The organism is Alkanindiges illinoisensis (assembly GCF_004377485.1).
GTDB lineage: Bacteria > Pseudomonadota > Gammaproteobacteria > Pseudomonadales > Moraxellaceae > Alkanindiges > Alkanindiges illinoisensis_A.
In genome coordinates this window covers 188143-204937 of record NZ_SNTY01000014.1, presented here as the reverse complement: position 1 = coordinate 204937, position 16795 = coordinate 188143, and the positions used below count along the sequence as shown (strand labels likewise).

The 16795-nt window shown below is 47.0% G+C and carries 19 protein-coding genes and 1 pseudogene; 8 read left to right on the top strand and 12 right to left on the bottom strand.

The window, feature by feature from the left end:
• The first annotated feature begins 107 nt into the window (after positions 1 to 107).
• Both E2B99_RS04865 and hemJ read left to right on the top strand, forming a co-directional pair.
• Positions 108 to 1334 (top strand): beta-ketoacyl-ACP synthase II, encoded by a 1227-nt coding sequence (locus E2B99_RS04865; RefSeq protein ID WP_134243831.1) that lies wholly within the window; start codon positions 108 to 110, stop codon positions 1332 to 1334.
• A gap of 22 nt (positions 1335 to 1356) precedes the next feature.
• A complete protein-coding gene (gene hemJ, locus E2B99_RS04860; protein WP_134243874.1) occupies positions 1357 to 1800 on the top strand; it encodes a protoporphyrinogen oxidase HemJ in 444 nt (147 codons plus the stop codon).
• A 381-nt stretch (positions 1801 to 2181) separates the two neighbouring features.
• Here the strand turns inward: hemJ and E2B99_RS04855 are convergent, their stop codons facing one another.
• Positions 2182 to 2616 (bottom strand): hypothetical protein, encoded by a 435-nt coding sequence (locus E2B99_RS04855; RefSeq protein ID WP_134243830.1) that lies wholly within the window; start codon positions 2614 to 2616, stop codon positions 2182 to 2184.
• 1 nt (position 2617) lies between these two features.
• Positions 2618 to 3271: pseudogene (locus tag E2B99_RS04850) on the bottom strand (HAD-IA family hydrolase).
• Positions 3272 to 3457: 186 nt separating this feature from the next.
• Between E2B99_RS04850 and E2B99_RS04845 the strand changes: the two are divergent.
• Positions 3458 to 4225 (top strand): hydroxymethylpyrimidine/phosphomethylpyrimidine kinase, encoded by a 768-nt coding sequence (locus E2B99_RS04845; protein ID WP_134243873.1) that lies wholly within the window; start codon positions 3458 to 3460, stop codon positions 4223 to 4225.
• A 149-nt stretch (positions 4226 to 4374) separates the two neighbouring features.
• Here the strand turns inward: E2B99_RS04845 and E2B99_RS04840 are convergent, their stop codons facing one another.
• Complete coding sequence (locus tag E2B99_RS04840; protein ID WP_134243829.1) at positions 4375 to 4797, bottom strand: OsmC family protein; 423 nt, start codon at positions 4795 to 4797, stop codon at positions 4375 to 4377.
• 158 nt (positions 4798 to 4955) lie between these two features.
• On the opposite strand from E2B99_RS04840, the gene crp reads away from it, so the two are divergent.
• Positions 4956 to 5636, top strand: a complete 681-nt coding sequence (crp, locus tag E2B99_RS04835; protein ID WP_134243828.1) for a cAMP-activated global transcriptional regulator CRP — start codon at positions 4956 to 4958, stop codon at positions 5634 to 5636.
• Between the two features lie 82 nt (positions 5637 to 5718).
• Here the strand turns inward: crp and E2B99_RS04830 are convergent, their stop codons facing one another.
• Positions 5719 to 6324 (bottom strand): FxsA family protein, encoded by a 606-nt coding sequence (locus E2B99_RS04830; RefSeq protein ID WP_134243827.1) that lies wholly within the window; start codon positions 6322 to 6324, stop codon positions 5719 to 5721.
• 123 nt (positions 6325 to 6447) lie between these two features.
• Between E2B99_RS04830 and ruvC the strand changes: the two genes are divergently transcribed.
• The gene (ruvC, locus tag E2B99_RS04825) at positions 6448 to 6993 is read left to right on the top strand and encodes a crossover junction endodeoxyribonuclease RuvC (protein ID WP_026472074.1); all 546 of its coding nucleotides are present in this window, start codon (positions 6448 to 6450) and stop codon (positions 6991 to 6993) included.
• Here the strand turns inward: ruvC and E2B99_RS04820 are convergent.
• Positions 6990 to 7961, bottom strand: a complete 972-nt coding sequence (locus tag E2B99_RS04820; protein WP_134243826.1) for a GlxA family transcriptional regulator — start codon at positions 7959 to 7961, stop codon at positions 6990 to 6992. The two genes, ruvC and E2B99_RS04820, sit on opposite strands and share 4 nt — an antisense overlap.
• A gap of 95 nt (positions 7962 to 8056) precedes the next feature.
• Here E2B99_RS04820 and E2B99_RS04815 point away from each other — a divergent pair, with 95 nt between their 5' ends.
• The gene (locus E2B99_RS04815; RefSeq protein ID WP_134243825.1) at positions 8057 to 8821 is read left to right on the top strand and encodes a thioesterase family protein; all 765 of its coding nucleotides are present in this window, start codon (positions 8057 to 8059) and stop codon (positions 8819 to 8821) included.
• 15 nt (positions 8822 to 8836) lie between these two features.
• Here the strand turns inward: E2B99_RS04815 and E2B99_RS04810 are convergent, their stop codons facing one another.
• On the bottom strand, positions 8837 to 10351 hold the full coding sequence (locus E2B99_RS04810; RefSeq protein ID WP_134243824.1) for an NAD(P)H-hydrate dehydratase: 1515 nt from the start codon (positions 10349 to 10351) through the stop codon (positions 8837 to 8839).
• 121 nt (positions 10352 to 10472) lie between these two features.
• On the opposite strand from E2B99_RS04810, the gene queG reads away from it, so the two are divergent.
• Positions 10473 to 11573, top strand: a complete 1101-nt coding sequence (gene queG, locus E2B99_RS04805) for a tRNA epoxyqueuosine(34) reductase QueG (RefSeq protein WP_134243823.1) — start codon at positions 10473 to 10475, stop codon at positions 11571 to 11573.
• A 70-nt stretch (positions 11574 to 11643) separates the two neighbouring features.
• Positions 11644 to 12249: a hypothetical protein gene (locus tag E2B99_RS04800; protein ID WP_134243822.1), complete on the top strand. Its 606-nt coding sequence runs from the start codon at positions 11644 to 11646 to the stop codon at positions 12247 to 12249.
• Between the two features lie 151 nt (positions 12250 to 12400).
• Here the strand turns inward: E2B99_RS04800 and lysM are convergent, their stop codons facing one another.
• The 6 genes from lysM to E2B99_RS04770 all read right to left on the bottom strand — a co-directional run bounded on the left by lysM (position 12401) and on the right by E2B99_RS04770 (position 16356).
• Entirely contained in the window at positions 12401 to 12949 is a 549-nt protein-coding gene (gene lysM, locus E2B99_RS04795; RefSeq protein ID WP_134243821.1) for a peptidoglycan-binding protein LysM, read from the bottom strand.
• A gap of 312 nt (positions 12950 to 13261) precedes the next feature.
• Positions 13262 to 13504, bottom strand: a complete 243-nt coding sequence (acpP, locus tag E2B99_RS04790; RefSeq protein WP_026472069.1) for an acyl carrier protein — start codon at positions 13502 to 13504, stop codon at positions 13262 to 13264.
• A gap of 88 nt (positions 13505 to 13592) precedes the next feature.
• The gene (gene fabG / locus E2B99_RS04785; RefSeq protein WP_134243820.1) at positions 13593 to 14339 is read right to left on the bottom strand and encodes a 3-oxoacyl-ACP reductase FabG; all 747 of its coding nucleotides are present in this window, start codon (positions 14337 to 14339) and stop codon (positions 13593 to 13595) included.
• Positions 14336 to 15319 carry an ACP S-malonyltransferase gene (fabD, locus tag E2B99_RS04780; RefSeq protein ID WP_134243819.1) on the bottom strand — a complete coding sequence of 328 codons (984 nt, stop codon included), beginning with the start codon at positions 15317 to 15319 and terminating at the stop codon, positions 14336 to 14338. Before fabD ends, fabG begins: the two co-directional genes overlap by 4 nt.
• 157 nt (positions 15320 to 15476) lie before the next feature.
• Positions 15477 to 15662: a 50S ribosomal protein L32 gene (rpmF, locus tag E2B99_RS04775; protein ID WP_026472066.1), complete on the bottom strand. Its 186-nt coding sequence runs from the start codon at positions 15660 to 15662 to the stop codon at positions 15477 to 15479.
• 70 nt (positions 15663 to 15732) lie between these two features.
• The gene (locus E2B99_RS04770) at positions 15733 to 16356 is read right to left on the bottom strand and encodes a YceD family protein (RefSeq protein WP_134243818.1); all 624 of its coding nucleotides are present in this window, start codon (positions 16354 to 16356) and stop codon (positions 15733 to 15735) included.
• Positions 16357 to 16795: the final 439 nt, after the last annotated feature.

The window sequence follows — 16795 nt, the reverse complement described above, 5'->3', positions numbered from 1 at the left end:
TATCGCACAGGTTTTTGTATGATAGCCCGCGTGTACCTGTACACTAATGTACTACCGCTCACTGCCCTGCGCGTTGACTTCTATCATTTACCCTTGGGATTAGAAATATGACTCGTGTTGTCATCACTGGATTAGGTATTTATTCTTGCTTAGGAAATGATCGTCAAACGGTTACGCATTCTCTCAAACACGGTATTTCCGGTACACGTTTTAATGAAAAGTATGCCGAGCTGGGCATGCGAAGTCAGGTCAGTGCCTCGGCTGTGGCTGACTTCACTAAAATTGACCGCAAGCTCAAACGCTTTATGGGCGATGCTTCGGCTTTTGCATATCTATCAGCGCTGGCAGCGATTGAAGATGCAGGGCTTAAGCCTGAAGATGTGGGACAAAATCCGCGTTATGGCGTCATTGCCGGTACGGGTGGTGCGTCCACAGCAACTATTGTTGAAGCGGCGGATGTGTTGCGTGAAAAGGGCGCGCGCAAGCTCGGTGCAACATTAGTGCCCCGTAATATGAGTAATACCATTACGGCAGCTATTGGTCTGGGTTTAAAACTGCAAGGGGTTAGCCACAGTATTTCCTCGGCCTGTGCCACTTCTGCCGATGCTATTGGCTATGCCGCTCAGCTGATTCAACTGGGTAAACAGGATTTGATGCTGGCTGGCGGTGGTGAGGAAGATCACTGGACCCAGTCCATTTTATTTGATGGCATGGGGGCTATGAGTACCCATTTTAATGACCAGCCCGAAACGGCATCGCGCCCGTATTCGGTAGATCGTGACGGATTTGTGATTGCGGGTGGCGGCGGTGTGGTGGTGGTTGAGTCGCTGGAACATGCCCAGAAACGTGGTGCCCGGATTCTGGCAGAACTGGTGGGCTATGGAGCCAGCAGCGATGGCTATGACATGGTAGCCCCCAGTGGCGAAGGTGCAGTGCGCTGCATGCGTATGGCGCTGGATGAAGCGCGCCAGCATGGTGTTGAGAAAATTGATTATATCAATACGCATGGCACCAGCACACCCATTGGCGATACTGCCGAGCTTAAAGCGATCAAGGAAGTGTTTGGCGAACATTGCCCGGCCATTAGTTCCACCAAATCCATGACTGGGCATAGTCTGGGTGCAGCCGGTGTGCAAGAAGCAATTTACTGTCTGCTGATGATGCAGGAACAATTTATTGCACCATCCATTAATATTGCTGAGCTTGATCCAGAAGCAGCAGAATTTGACATTGTGCAGCAGGCACGTCCAGCCAAACTCAATACTGTGATGAGTAATAGCTTTGGTTTTGGCGGAACCAATGCCAGCCTGATTCTCAAGCGCTGGGAAGATTGATATGGCTCTGGAAACACTGGTAATGCCGCAAAGCTTTTTGTGGGTCAAGGCGCTACACATCATTGCAATTATTTGCTGGTTTGCCGCATTGTTCTATTTGCCGCGCCTGTTTGTTTACCATGCCATGAGTGATGATACGGTTAGCCACCAGCGCTTTGAAGTGATGGAGCGTAAGCTGTATCGCGGTATTATGTGGCCAGCCATGCTGGGCACCTTAATTACTGGCCATTTTCTGGTGAGTATTGGTGATCCTTACCGGCATTATCATGATGCATTGTGGTTTTATATCAAGATTGCACTAGTACTATTTTTAGTGATTTACCATTTGCTGTGTGGGCATTACCGTAAAAAACTGATTGGAAATCCGCACTACAAGACCCATGTATTCTGGCGTTTCTTTAATGAAGTGCCTACAGTGGCGTTAATTGCTATTATTATTTTAGTTGTAGTGAAACCGGGGTTTTAATGTGTTTGTTCAAGAATAATGAAATTTTCGTTTTCCCTGAATAAATGAAGACTACTGATATCTGTCAAACTAAATGGATATGATCTAGTGGGACCTATAGTCAGTACACCCGATATAAGTACTTTATCATTATAAGTTGCTGGGCCCCCTACCCATCCTCAAACCAGCTCATCCAATATATATTCTAATCGGGGATAACAAACCTGAATAAAGCGGTTATATTCACTAAAATTCTGAGCAGGAGCTAAAAAACAGTCACGAGTAATCACTAAAAATGCCTCTATATTTATAAAGGTATTTAATGGGACATTCTCATTAGACAAAATATCATCACATGTGAGTATGAGGTTCATATTTACACATTATATAAAAAGTCTTTTACTACAGTTTGACATTTAAGTTTGCTATCAGTATTTGTTCTAACTTATCAAAATCATGCATAGTATTAATTCTGACTTTTAGCATTCCTAAAAATTCTTCAGGAAGAGTTGACTTTTGGGTTAACCAGGAATTTACTGTATCAAGGAGAGCAATTTTAATCCGTCTTTTATCCGTGTTTAATAAAATTTCAATTATATGAAAAATAAACTCTGAATACTCAATTTCACTAAGTGTTTCCACACAGGCCACCTGCCAGTTTTCAGATTGAAACTGAATGTTATTTATTAGTAGCTGCCAATCCCGACTATTAAAATCTTTTAAAATGCTGATCGCACTGATTATCCCAAAATCTGACCAGTACATATCAAATTCTCCTCTATATCCATTTAATATATTCTTATAGTCTTCATACATTTTAAATTCTTCCCAAAGCATATCAGCAGCCAATATCGGAAGTTAAAAAATCGACCAGCCCATTGAACTGGTCAAACATATAATCTGGAGAGGCCACAGCCAGCTCTGCCTGACTACCATAGCCATAAGTAATGGCTATACTGCAAATTCCATTATTCTTCGCCCCGATAATATCGTATTTACGGTCACCCACCATCACACACTGCTCAGGCGCTAATTTTTCCTGAGCCAGAATATACTCAATGAGTTCTGTTTAATCGTTACGCTCGCCAGTAAGTTCGCTGCCATAAATTTCATTAAAAAACTGATCAAGCTGAAAATGCTCCAGGATCTGCTTTGCATAAACCTGCGGCTTGGATGTTGCCAGATAAAGCTGAAAGCCTGCCTGTTGTAGCTGCTGCAATCCCTGCGTAATCTCAGGGTACATGCTGTTTTCATACATTCCAATGGTAGAAAACCGCTCACGGTACAACCGCATTGCCTGATTTAGTCGCGTGGCATCATTGCTATTGATTAGGGTTTCAAATGAACTAATCAGAGGTGGCCCAATGCACCAGTCCAGATCGTCAGGTACTTCTGCAATATTCAAGCCGTCTAAGGCATGTCGGATGCATGAAGTAATCCCAATCTTGGGATCAGTTAATGTGCCATCCAGATCCAGTAAAATGGCTTTAATCGGCCAGTTTTGGGCGCACTCACTCAATCCAATAAACCTCTCTATAGAAATTTGTATTTAACACAGCTATTTCCTGTTTTAGCACTATAAAATAAAAACCATCTTAATGATGATGCTATTTCCCTAAAAAAAATAGCGGAAATGGTATTCTGAAAAACTGGACGATCTAACATGAGTCAGCTTCAAATGCGCCCTACCGTTTTATGTTTTTCCGGCCTTGATCCTTCTGGTGGCGCAGGCTTGCAAGCCGATATTGAAGCCATTGGTCAAAGTGGCGCGCATGCAGCAATTGCCTGCACGGCCATTACGGTACAGGATTCACAGCAGGTTTATGGCTTTGAAGCCACGTCTAGCGATTTATTATTGCAGCAAGCCAATGCCGTATATAACGACCTGCCTGTTAAAGCCTTTAAATCCGGTATGCTGGGAACCACTGATAATATTGCCATGCTGGCTGAATTTTTACAGGACAAGCCAAATATCCCATATGTGCTTGATCCAGTACTGGTAGCCAATAGTGGTGGCAGCCTGGGTGATATAGCAACACTGGTTAATGCCTTTAAGAACCTGATTCCTAAAGCCAGCCTGATCACCCCCAATACCGTGGAGCTACGCGCGTTAACGGGCCAAAACCAGATTGCTGAGGCAGTCAAAGTCATGTTTGATCTGGGAGCCAACGCATTGTTAGTGAAAGGCGCACACGAACATGAACCGCACCGAATCCGGCATTGGCTCTATGTGAACGGCGAATGCGTAGCAGAATCACGCTGGCAACGGCTGGAAGCCGAATTTCATGGCTCTGGTTGCAGTCTGGCCAGTTATATTGCCGGGCGGCTAGCTCAAGGTATTTTGCTAAAGGATGCCGTGCAACAAGGAGAATTGTGGCTGCATGGCGCGTTAAAACGTGCAGATATGCCGCATGCTCAAGGTCAGCGTATTCCACGCCGTTTTTAAAAGTTTTTAATAATTAAAAATAAAAGGCTGCTTGATCACAGGCAGCCTTTAAATGAATACACGAATTTATTACTTTTATGGCATCAGGCAGTAAAACCACAAACCAGACAGGTTTGTCTATACACGCTATCAGCTAAAACTGTGAAAAATTACTCAGCTTCGATGACTTCAAAGTCATGGGTAATTTCAACACCACCATCCATCAGCATTTTGCTGGCAGAACAATATTTTTCTGCAGACAAATGCACGGCTTTTTCAACCTGATTCGGCTTTACCTTGCGTCCGGATACCACAAAGTGTAGGTGAATCTTGGTAAACACTGCCGGAATGCTATCTGCCCGCTCTGCCTGCAATTCACAACGCACATCGGTAATATCCTGACGCGCTTTTTTGAGAATGGTTACAATATCAAACGAGGCACAGCCACCAAGACCCATTAAGATAAGCTCCATGGGACGTGCGCCACGGTTTTCACCACCATATTCGGGTGAGCCATCCATAATAATGGGATGACCACTAGCAGATTTGGCTTCAAAAGCAACATTTTCAAGCCAACGGACACTGGCGTGCATTGCAACTCCTGCGTAAAGGTTTTAAAGTTAGGGCTTGCCTCTACCCTAGCATAAATACTGCATGGATGATATTCAGTATTGGTGCCAGCAAATCAACTTTTTAGTCAACACTGCATGACGGTAATGGTTTGAGGCGTCAACTTTTGGGAATTTAAAATATGTATGCGTCTTCCAACTCTTCGTTAAGCACCGATGTCTTTTCACCCATGCAGCTGCCAGCCTCGCTGAAAATGCTGCTGAAACATGCACAAATCCGGCGCTATCCAAACCGCACCACGATTGTGCAGGCGGGTGCCGAATCTTCTTCGCTTTATTTAATCTTAAAAGGCTCTGTTTCCATCATCATTGAAGAAGATGAGGAACGTGAAATTGTGGTGGCGTATTTGAACGCCGGTGACTTCTTTGGTGAAATGGGCCTGTTTGAAGAAAAGTCCCAGCGCTCTGCTGAAGTTCGCACCCGTGCCATGTGTGAAATTGCAGAAATCAGCTATGAAACTTTTCATGAACTGGCCAAGATTTATCCTGACTTAAGCTATGCGGTGTTTGCCCAGTTAGTACGTCGCCTGCGCAATACCACGCGCAAGGTCACCGATTTGGCCTTCATCGATGTGACTGGCCGCATTGCACGCTGTCTGCTGGATCTAGCCGCACAACCTGAAGCCATGATTTTGCCCAATGGCCGCCAGATTCGTATTACCCGTCAGGAGATTGGCCGTCTGGTGGGTTGCTCTCGGGAAATGGTTGGGCGCGTGCTCAAGTCCCTTGAGGAACAGGGCATGATTGAAACCGAAGGCAAGGCTATTTTGATTTATGATCCAAATGCAGATGCTGAAGAATAATTAAAGCGCTACACCATCCGGCATCCTTGCCCTGAAGGTTAAAAGACTGACTTACGTTATTTTTTAAGTTTTGGCCTGCTGATTAATCATTGGCAGGCTTTATTTTTTTCACATCCGGGTTTACATGACGGGCTTCACCGTCAATCACAGTAGGACGATGTGCCTGACCAGACTGCGACTTACCAGAAGATGCGCCCTGTCCCTGCATTTCCTGCATACGGCGCATCAGCTCGGCCATCATATCCGGCTGTCCACTGGTATTACTACCTCCAAAACCACCTGTGCTCATGCCACCCATGCCCTTCATCATGTTTTGCATCATGGCATTCTGGCGCTTCATCATGATATTGGTTAAGGCCTTGCGCACGATGTTTTGTACGGCTGGAATCAAAATCAACAGGGCCAGTACATCACTAACCAGGCCCGGTAGCAGCAATAAAAATCCAGCCAGTGCCTTGGGCAGACTTTGCTGTACCTGGGGTTCACCACTGAGCTGACCTGTCATTTGCATTTGCTGCAATTGCGGCATGATGCCACCAACACTGCTGCGCAAAATACTTAAGCCCCATACAAAGGCAATAACTGTCCAGAAGAAAATCCACCAGCCACTGACGAACTGGGCAGCGCCAATCCAGGCCAGAACCTCAAGCACAATGCCAGCAAGTAAAATTAATATAGGGTTTAACATGTTTTTCTTCCAATATAGAAACAACTGGGGTGCGCTTTATTGCAAACCTTAGCAGATTAGTGCAGCAATTCTTCAGCAATCTGTGTAAAAATAAGGGCGAATTAAGTTTTTTAAAGGATCGTCATGCCATTAATTATCGGGATTGACCCGGGCTCGCGCCTGACAGGTTATGGCATTGTCGAAAAAGAAGGCTCCAAGCTGCTGTTTGTAGATGCAGGCACCATTCGTACTGAAACCATGGACATGCCGGAACGCCTCAAACGGATTTTTGACGGTATTAGCCGGATCGTGGATTTTTATAAACCTACTGAAGCTGCCGTCGAGCAAGTGTTTATGGCACAAAACCCGGATTCTGCACTAAAGTTGGGACAAGCGCGTGGTGCAGCAATTACTGCATTGGTGAATCAGGATTTAAGTGTGGCTGAATATACCGCACGCCAGATCAAGCAATCAGTCGTGGGTTATGGCGCGGCTGACAAGGAACAAGTGCAAATGATGGTAATGCGCTTGCTAAGCCTGAGTATCAAGCCGCAAGCTGATGCTGCTGATGCGCTGGCTTGTGCCATTTGCCATGCACACACATCGGGCAGCCTTAACCGGCTGGCTGTGATGAACCTGATTGGCAGTGGTATGGCACGTGGTCGAAGCCGTGGGGTGAGGCGGCGTTAAGTTTGTGCCATCATCCCAATTTTGCGCCATTGTGCTGGTGTTTGGCTGGTATGTAGTTTAAATAACCGTATAAAGAAGCTGGTATTTGCATAGCCTACCGAATAGGCAATTTCATTCACTGCCATAGTCGTGGTTAACAATAATTTTTTGGCTTTATCAATTCTTACTTTTTGTACATAAAGATTAGGTGAAAGCTGAAGCGCCTGCTGGAATCGTCGCTTTAAGGTACGGGGTGCCAACCCAACCTCCTCCCCCATCTGCTCAATAGTTATGGCCTGCGCATAGCGGGATTCTATCCACTCCTGTACCCTTAAAATTTTTTCATCACAATGATTACGGTAAGTCGGTAAAATCGGATTCATGCGGCTGGGATCAGAGATCAACAGGTAGGTAGCACACCATTGCGCAAAATGGTCACCACACTCTTGTGCCAGCATGGTCAGTAATGCATCAAAACTACCATCCAAAGAGCCTGTAGACCATATCCCTTCTGATTGCAGGAAATTCCTGTTTGCTACAAATTGTACATTAGGGTAGCGTTGGGTTAACCAGCGCATATAAGCCCAATGCGTAGTGACCAAGCATTGTGTGGCCAGTCCTGCTGCGGCCAGAAAACACGCACCTGTGGTTAAGGCCAGTACATGAGCCCCTCGTGACCTTCCTGCCTGTAACCAAGCAATAATTCCAGGTTCTGGTATAAACTGGTCATTCAGATAAGTTCCCTCAATTGCAGGAATTACCAGTAATTGAGCATTTGTTTCATCATATAGACTTCCATCTGGATGAATGAGATGTCCCCCGGCTGCCTGTATTGGCATCCCATTTACTGATAGTAATCTCACCTTGTAACGTGGTGGCAGGCCCAACTGTTTTTCCAGTAAAGCGACAATTCGGAAAAAATCCACAACAGAGAAGATTCCGGTGGCCCAACAGCCCTCATAAATTACGACTGAAACTTTTTTGGTCATGGCCCGATCAGACTATAGATAAGCCTTTTAGAATCCTGTCATCATCATATTCCACAACTATAATTTTAAAAAGTGATAATGAGTGATATAGAACCATGGCTTATTTTAAACGTTTAGATGAAACTACTTTTTTACCCACTGCGCATACGGGTGGTGCATGGAATGTCAAGGAGCAACATATTGCCCCTGTGGTTGGACTGCTCACGCATATGCTGGAATGTGATTGCACCAAGCGAGCTCATGGCTTTGTCATTGGACGATTGTCTTTTGATATTTTAGGAACTCTTCCGCTTGAACCTATTTCCATAGAAATACAAACGCTACGTTCTGGCCGTACAATTGAACTGATTGAAGGCACGGTTTATCACAATCAACGACCTGCACTACGCGCAAGAGCCTGGTTAATTAAACCACATAATACTCATAATCTTGCGGGCACATCTCTACTCCCTATTCCCCCTCTGGATCAAATGCCAATCTGGGAACCCAGCACGATCTGGGCTGGTGATTTTATTAAAAGTATAGAAATACGCCGTGTCCAGCATCAACCCGGGCGTGCAGCATATTGGGGAAAGGCAAAACAGCCTGTGCTAGAGGATGAACAAGTTAGTGCGCTGGCGCAAGCCGCTTGCCTGTTCGATATTCCCAATGGCATGACAGTACGTGCCAACCCCCATGAAATCGCTTTTCCCAACCTGGATGTCACCGTACACCTGTTTTCCATGCCCACCGGAGAATGGCTGGGGTTTGATACCAGTGTATCTTTTGGCAATAATGGGCTGGGAGTAAACTGTACTATTTTGCATGATCAGCATGGCCCGATTGGCACAGTAACTCAAATCTTAACCATACGCCCATAGATACTCTAGCTACTGTTAATTCACCACCTGCCTAATGACTTGCAGCATATCAGTCGCCTGCAAGCCACGTTCGCCCTGTTTTGCCAGAATATCTCCGGCTGCTGCATGCAGGGCCACAATCTCATGCAGTGGCAAATCGGGTAACTGTGCCAGTAATCCACCTGCCATGCCCCCCAGAATGTCGCCCATACCTGCCGTAGCCATTCCGGGATTACCCAAGCCGCAAATACTTAAGCCCTGCCCATCAAGGCTTAAACTGCCAGCGCCCTTTAACAGCCAGTTGCCATCAAATTTTTCCTTTAAGGCATAAATCGCTGCAATACGGTCCTGCTCTACCGTATGCACCGTTGTTCCCAGCAGGCGGGCTGCCTCGCCAGAATGCGGCGTACAATACCAGTGCTGATGTAACCCAGTTTTTATTGCCTGCTCATCGGCCAGATGCCCCGCTGATAAATGCCACAGTGCATCCGCATCAATAACCACACGTTGCACTGCTTCAGCTTGTTCAAGCACAGGTAAAAATGCCTGCCAGATGGCTTTTCCCCAATTATGCCGGCCCAATCCCATGCCAATCACAATACAGTCGATAGATTGGCTTACCTGCGCTGCAAATTCCGCTGTAATTTGTGCCTGCGCTGGCATGGCTAGTGTCATGACATTGGGACAACGGCTAAGCGCAGCGTTATGATGTTTTTCATGAGTCAGCAAGGTCACTTTACCGGCGCCACCAGCCAGTGCAGCCTCAGCAGCCATAATCGCTGCACCGCCCATGTTTTCATCGCCACCAATAATCAGCACATGCCCATAAGTTCCCTTATGACCCGTTTTGCGGCGCTTAGGCAACTGCGGGACTTGCTGATCCAGCCGCGCCAGTACCTGCAATTGATCATCTGGCGGAATCAGTGGCAAGTTAATGACCTTGCCAGCATAGGCTGGCCCCTGTCCGGTAAGCAGGCCTACCTTTAAGCCTAGTACACTTAGGCTTAAATCCACATCACAGGTTATGCCCAGCACAGCGCCACTATTGGCATCAAGACCACTGGGAATATCCAGCGCCACCTTGTAGCCACTGCCCTGATTAAACTGCTCAATGGCAAGCTGGTATGCACCACTAACCTTGCGATTTAAGCCAATACCAAACAACGCATCAATGTGTATATCAGCAAGGGGGAGCTGACTTAGGGCATAAAAAATCCTGACTTGTTGTGCTACCGCATAGGCTTTGGCCTGCTTGGCAATATCCGTAATAGGCGGCTCTACCTCATACACCCAGATGCCATATCCAGCCCGCTTTAAGTAGGCTGCCAATAGCCAGCCATCGCCACCATTGTTGCCGGCCCCACAATACACGCCAATGCTTGTTTGATGTTGAACTACCTGATCTTGTTTTAGGCTGTCGATAGATTGCACAATATGCGGCATCATTTGCCATGCAGCCTGCTGCATGAGACCATAGCTGCTGTTTCCGGCAGCAAACCAGCGTTGCTCCCAAGCCTGCACCTGTTCACGGTTAAACACCTCTGGACGCATGCGCAGCTCTCCTTTTCATTGTGCTACTGTTCATTGTGCTAATTGGTTTTAAATATTTTGATCATGACATTTTTTCAGGCCGCTTGTCATTGCTTCTGCCATTACCAATGGATGGGCTGTCATGGCTAGCAAAAAGGCCACTATTCCTGTGCTGGATGAAACATTACGGCAAAACCCACAGGCGTTAAAAGAGTGGATCAAGGCACAGGCGCGCCAGCTTGGTTTTTCGGATTGCGGGATTGCACGGCCAGACACGCAAGACCAGATTCCACATTTGCAGCAATACCTTGCCGATGGCTTTCATGCCGATATGGATTATCTCGCTACCAATCTGGATAAACGTGCCAATCCTGCCCTGCTGGTGCCAGATACCCGCAGCATTATTTGTGTGCGTATGGATTATCTGGCTGAAGCACCGCCACACCGCTATGTACCGCATGAACCCAACCAAGCCATTATTGCGCGCTATGCGCGTGGTCGCGACTATCATAAAGTGCTGCGTGGCCGACTCAAGCAACTGGCACGTGTCATTGAAGAAAAAGTCGGCCCATTTGAATCGCGGCCTTTTGCCGACTCTGCCCCCATTTTTGAAAAAGCGCTGGCTGAAAAAAGCGGCCTTGGCTGGACAGGCAAGCATACCCTGCTCATTAACAAGAAAGCCGGTTCATTCTTTTTTCTGGGCGAGCTGTTTACCAGCCTTGATTTACCTTTTGATGAGCCTGCCACTGCACATTGCGGCAGTTGTTCGGCTTGCCTTGATATTTGTCCGACTAAGGCCATTGTGGCCCCCTACCGGCTGGATGCCCGTAAATGTATTGCCTACCTGACCATTGAGTATCAGGGCATTATTCCCGAAGAATTTAGAAAGCCAATTGGCAACCGGGTATTTGGCTGCGATGATTGCCAGCTGATTTGTCCATGGAATGGCTTTGCCCAGCTTTCCGGAGAAGATGACTTCAAGGCACGACATCACCTGAATCAGGCCACCTTGCTGGAACTCTGGCAATGGACTGAGCAGGAATTTTTAAGCAAAACCGAAGGTAGTGCTATCCGGCGCACGGGTTATCAGGGTTTTATGCGTAATGTGGCGATTGGCTTGGGTAATGCAGACTTTGACCCGCAGATTATTGCAGCGCTACAACAAAGCCAGCATGATGAAGTGGTACAGGTGCATGTGGACTGGGCGCTTACACAGCAGCAGTTAAAAATGCAGGCTGTTTAATTTTTCTTCATTGCTGATTTTGCTAAACTGTCATTTCCACACTTATCGCAATCACCGGATTGCATTGATCATGGAAACTTCTTATTGTTTTGAGCAGCAGCTTCATCAACTTTCTCACCTGTTTATCTTGCAGCAGCAAGAAGCATTTACCCAGTTATTAGAGCAACTGGAATTTCAGTATTACACCCAGCCCGTTTATTTTAACCAGCTTATTCAAGCTGTTTTTGAGTTACTGGCTCATCCCCTAGCCACTGAATCTAAAAATACATTTGATCTATATGTATTTTTGTCCAATAACTGGCTAAATCTTGGGCTGGCTCAGCAGCAGCACTTGGTTAGTAGTATTGAGAGGAATTACACCCGTTATCAGCAACCCGACGTGTTACGGGTCATCAATGAAATTATTGGTGAGAAACTGGCTAACAAAGCAGCCTGGCGATTGATTCAACACTTAGAAAACAGCACCAGTGGCCTACATCGTGCCCAAATTCCGCTAATGCTGGGCCGATTAATCCAGTACACTTCAAGTACAGCACTTAAACGCCAAGCCGTCATCATGCTTCAGTTATTAACCCAGAATGATGAACGCTTGACCCGCCAGCAAGCGCAGCATATTTTACAACGTACCATGCGCCTAATGAACCCACGGATCTGGCGCAGTCTGGGTTTGGCTTAGTTTAGGATTGTTTATGGCTTAGGGATTATAGGTTTCAATAGTGCAGGCGTGCCAGATAGTCTAACAGGTGTCTGTTCAACCTAAGCCTCATAATTAAAAAGTCCTGATGATTCAGGACTTTTTATAAAGGTGGCTACCAGTTAGTAGCCAATCAGGCAGGAATCCGCAGTACCTGTCCCGGATAGATCTTGTCGGGGCTGCTGAGCAGCGGCTGGTTGGCTTCAAAGATTTTCTGGTATTTACCAGAATCGCCATATACTTGCTGAGAAATTTTTGACAGTGTATCACCGGATTTTACGGTATAAAACTTGCTCTCTGGCGCTGGCGTACTGACCAGAATATGGTCAACGACTTTGGCCACATGATCCACATTGCCTGCAGCCAGAATAACCTTTTCACGGTCAGCCTGCGTCTTGGCAGTGCCACTAATCTCGGCGGTATCAGTGTTGCCTTCATAATGAACTTTTAAACCATCAATACCCAATCCTAAGCCATTAATACGGTTTAACAGTAAATTGGCAATCACCTGAGGATTAGGCTCAGCAGGCGCAGCCGGACGCGGTGTGGCCTGATGTGGGGCGGCAGGTGCAGCAGATGGTGCAGCCTGATGCGTGGTGTTTGGATTGGCGGCAGGCGCGGGCTGTTGTTTATGACCCGTCAGTTTTTCACCAATGCCTTTGGTAAAATTAAAAATACCCATAGTTTATTCTCCATCTTGTTGTGCACAATTCCCATGATTCTGGTTAGTGTGCCTGTCTCAGAAAATTGATGAGTTTCTAGCCTAGAAGTTTTTATTTGATCGTGTGTGTAAGTCACGTTGTAGTCATTAGAGTGTTGTTTTAATGCGCTTTACAAAATTTACATCATCATAAAGACCAGGTAATAAAATATCAGTTGTGCCATAAAGAATGAAAAACAACCGATGTTCTTGTCTGCTTTGAATTAAGCGGCAAAATACAGTCAACAAAAAACCGCGACTGGCGCGGTTTTAATGCAAGCCTGTTACAGTAGATCAGGCTTCGCCCACCTTGGCACTGACATAATCAATGGCAGATTGAACGGTGGTAATGGCATTGGAATCTTCATCAGGAATTGTAATGCCGAAGTCATTTTCAAATGACATCACCAGCTCTACCAAGTCCAATGAATCTGCACCCAGATCGTCCATAAAAGATGCTTCATTCTTGATGTCTTCAGCACGCATACCGAGCTGTTCAGCCACAGCTTTTTTAATGCGTTGTTCGATATCGCTCACAGGAATTCTCCTCATGCATGTGGCGTTATTAAATGTACCGGCCTAGTTTAGACTAAACTCGCGCAATTACAAAGAACCAAAATGGTTTTTAGTGCATGTATAAGCCGCCATTGACCGGCAAAACCGTACCAGTTATGTAACCAGAATTTTCACTGACCAGAAAACTTACCGCATGGGCAATGTCTTCTGGAGCACCCAAACGGTTGACTGCAATTTGTGCCAGCATTTTGGCTTTGGCCTCTGCACTGAGTTCTTCTGTCATGTCGGTGGCAATAAAACCCGGTGCCACACAGTTGACCGTGATATTACGGCTACCCATTTCACGGGCCAGACTACGGCTAAAACCTTCCATGCCTGCCTTTGCGGCTGCATAGTTGGCTTGTCCGCCATTGCCCATTTGCGCCACCACCGAGCTAACGCTGACAATACGGCCAAAGCGCATTTTGGTCATGCCACGCAGGACACGCTTGGAGAGCTGGAATACAGCACCCAAATGGATGGATAAAATATCGCTCCAGTCATCATGGCTCATGCGCAGCAGCAAATTGTCACGGGTAATGCCTGCATTGTTGACCAGTACAGCAACCGAACCGAATTCTGCTTCAATTTGCGTGATTAACTGGTCAATGGCAGCACTGTCACGCACATCCAGCAGCATGCCCGCGCCCTGACCCGCCAGTTGCTCACTAATCCGCGCAGCACCTTCTGTGGTGGTTGCGGTTCCCACCACAAACAGGCCATCCTGAATCAGTTGCTTTGCAATCGCGGCACCGATGCCACGCGTTGCGCCAGTAACCAAGGCCACTTTTTTACCGTTTATATTTTCTGTACTCATGCCAGTTTTCCTTCTGCCAGAGAAATCGCACTCAAGGCATCTTCCAGCCGGGTGCGCGTATCGGTGGCATAGGCCGCCTTTACACTGGGCAGGCGCTTGGCCAGATTGGCCAGCACGTTGCCTGCGCCACACTCCACCACATATTCAGTGCCCAGACTGGCCAGCATCTGCATACTTTGCGTCCAACGTACCGGACGATACAATTGCTGAATGAGCGCAGTTTTGATACTGTCGACATCTGCTTCAATCTGGGCATTGACATTCTGTACGACCGGAATAAGCGGTGCATTAAAGCAGGTGTTGGCCAGTGCCTCAGCCAGTTTTTCGGCCGCAGGCTGCATAAGCGCGCAGTGTGAAGGTACACTCACCGGTAACACAATGGCCTTGGCGCCTTGTTCTTTGGCCTGTGCAATGGCTTGCATTACCGCATCTTTCGTGCCAGCAATAACCACCTGCCCGGCTGCATTGTAATTGGCGGCTTCCACCACTTGTCCCGTTTGCTGGCTCACCAGTGCACATAAGGCTTCTACTTCGGCATCAGTTTTGCCGAGCAAGGCAGCCATAGCGCCCTGTCCTTCAGCCACTGCATTCTGCATGAGCTGGCCGCGCAAATGCACCAGCTTGACGGCATCACTAAGACTCAAGCTGCCTGCTGCCACCAGCGCGCTATATTCACCCAGCGAATGACCTGCCAGGACAGCAGGTTTGACACCGCCCAGTTCCTGCCATACACGCCAAATCGCAATGCTGGCGGTGAGCAATACCGGTTGGGTATAGGCAGTCTGATCCAGTTGCTCGCCACTCTGGGCGATCTGCCAGACATCGAAACCGAGTGCATTACTGCTTTCATCAAAAGTGTGCCGGATCAGGCTAAACTGCTCGGCCAGTTCAGCGAGCATGCCTGCCTTTTGTGAGCCTTGCCCCGGAAAAACAAATGCGGTATGTCCCTGAAGCTTCGGGAGACTGATGGACGCTGTCATGTGCAAGATTCCTTAAGACCTCTTGTCTTGTTATCCCGATTCAGTAGTTAGCCAAATCAGGACTTGAAGTCAACATCAATAAAAAGTCAATAAAAATGGGAGCCTAAGCTCCCACTCGGTTGATCAACGGTGGCATAAAGTGCGCACCCTAAATCAATTATTCTTCTGTTGCTGGTGTGGCAAACAGTTGACGGCCACGATAGAAACCATCTTTGGTCACATGGTGACGCAGATGGGATTCACCAGTTGTTTTATCAACTGATACAGTGTTGGCGATAAGTGCATCGTGCGAACGGCGCATGTCACGGCGAGCACGGCTTTTACGGTTTTGCTGAACGGCCATGAGAGGCTCCTTAACAATTGATCAAATAGATCAGGCAATAACTTTAATCTGGGCCGGAGACTTAAAAATGTTAAGAATCCAGTTTACCTTTAAGACTAGCCAGTGCTTCAAACGGATTATCACGCTTGATCTGCTCTGGCTCATCCTCTACCACAGGTTGATGCTGGTTTTCACACGCGTCATGGCGTGGTGAAATCGGCACCGACAATAAGAGTTCGTCTTCCAGCAATTCGATCAGGTCAATGGTCTGGACGTCATCTACGCCATGAACCACCTGCTCTTCACTGAGAATGACAAAATCAGCATCCTCATCCAGGCGTGAAGCCTGTTTCTCATCGGTCAGCAGTGCCAGATGAACCTGAGTTGCCACCGGAACCTCAACAGGTTCCAGACAACGCTGGCATGTCATCGGCACTGTGGCAGACAGTGTCCCATCAAGCCATGCAACACGCTGATAGTCATCCATATACAGGCGACAATCAACGTTTACCATAAGCTCGTCAGTATCAGGCTGACCCGCAGGTACAGTTGCTTCACTGGCAATACGTGCAAAACGGCTTAATGGAACCTGACCGGCCCAGTTATAGCCTTGCTCTGCCCACTTAAACGGCTCGATCCGAGACGGTAACTGGGACGCGCTTGATGACACGTGCTTTGATGCGCTGTCGTTTGATGAAAAATGATTTGCTGACATGATTTGCTAACACATACAGGGCGGCAATTCTACAAAGTTGTAAGAGCGCTGTCAAAGAATAAGATATAATTTTACACGCTATTGCTAAATTTTCATAGGACAGGCACCCAAATGCCTGACCAGTGGACTGATGCTGCCAGTTTAAGCAGCTTGCGGCAGGATAGCAGAACCAAATTGTCTAATGCCACCTTGCACCAGTATAACAGAAAGGATTGACTATTATTCCCTGTCAGCAGCAAAAGCCCAATGCAGCTTGGTCAAGCACTAAAATGCCTTACTTCGACGTCAGAGAATGGTAGACCTCTTTATACGCTGATCAACGCAGAGTAGCTTATGCAGCAATAGACTTCTTTCATAAGTTGTACCAACTCGCCTTCGACAGGCTCAGGCAGCGTCGGTTGAGCTTGTCGAAACCAGACTTATGCAAGAGATCTAATAA

Coding starts and splice junctions, on each gene's coding strand:
- E2B99_RS04865 (WP_134243831.1), top strand. CDS start 108: ATGACTCGTGTTGTCATCACTGGATTAGGTATTTATTCTTGCTTAGGA.
- hemJ (WP_134243874.1), top strand. CDS start 1,357: ATGCCGCAAAGCTTTTTGTGGGTCAAGGCGCTACACATCATTGCAATT.
- E2B99_RS04855 (WP_134243830.1), bottom strand. CDS start 2,616: ATGCTTTGGGAAGAATTTAAAATGTATGAAGACTATAAGAATATATTA.
- E2B99_RS04845 (WP_134243873.1), top strand. CDS start 3,458: ATGCGCCCTACCGTTTTATGTTTTTCCGGCCTTGATCCTTCTGGTGGC.
- E2B99_RS04840 (WP_134243829.1), bottom strand. CDS start 4,797: ATGCACGCCAGTGTCCGTTGGCTTGAAAATGTTGCTTTTGAAGCCAAA.
- crp (WP_134243828.1), top strand. CDS start 4,956: ATGTATGCGTCTTCCAACTCTTCGTTAAGCACCGATGTCTTTTCACCC.
- E2B99_RS04830 (WP_134243827.1), bottom strand. CDS start 6,324: ATGTTAAACCCTATATTAATTTTACTTGCTGGCATTGTGCTTGAGGTT.
- ruvC (WP_026472074.1), top strand. CDS start 6,448: ATGCCATTAATTATCGGGATTGACCCGGGCTCGCGCCTGACAGGTTAT.
- E2B99_RS04820 (WP_134243826.1), bottom strand. CDS start 7,961: ATGACCAAAAAAGTTTCAGTCGTAATTTATGAGGGCTGTTGGGCCACC.
- E2B99_RS04815 (WP_134243825.1), top strand. CDS start 8,057: ATGGCTTATTTTAAACGTTTAGATGAAACTACTTTTTTACCCACTGCG.
- E2B99_RS04810 (WP_134243824.1), bottom strand. CDS start 10,351: ATGCGTCCAGAGGTGTTTAACCGTGAACAGGTGCAGGCTTGGGAGCAA.
- queG (WP_134243823.1), top strand. CDS start 10,473: ATGGCTAGCAAAAAGGCCACTATTCCTGTGCTGGATGAAACATTACGG.
- E2B99_RS04800 (WP_134243822.1), top strand. CDS start 11,644: ATGGAAACTTCTTATTGTTTTGAGCAGCAGCTTCATCAACTTTCTCAC.
- lysM (WP_134243821.1), bottom strand. CDS start 12,949: ATGGGTATTTTTAATTTTACCAAAGGCATTGGTGAAAAACTGACGGGT.
- fabG (WP_134243820.1), bottom strand. CDS start 14,339: ATGAGTACAGAAAATATAAACGGTAAAAAAGTGGCCTTGGTTACTGGC.
- fabD (WP_134243819.1), bottom strand. CDS start 15,319: ATGACAGCGTCCATCAGTCTCCCGAAGCTTCAGGGACATACCGCATTT.
- rpmF (WP_026472066.1), bottom strand. CDS start 15,662: ATGGCCGTTCAGCAAAACCGTAAAAGCCGTGCTCGCCGTGACATGCGC.
- E2B99_RS04770 (WP_134243818.1), bottom strand. CDS start 16,356: ATGTCAGCAAATCATTTTTCATCAAACGACAGCGCATCAAAGCACGTG.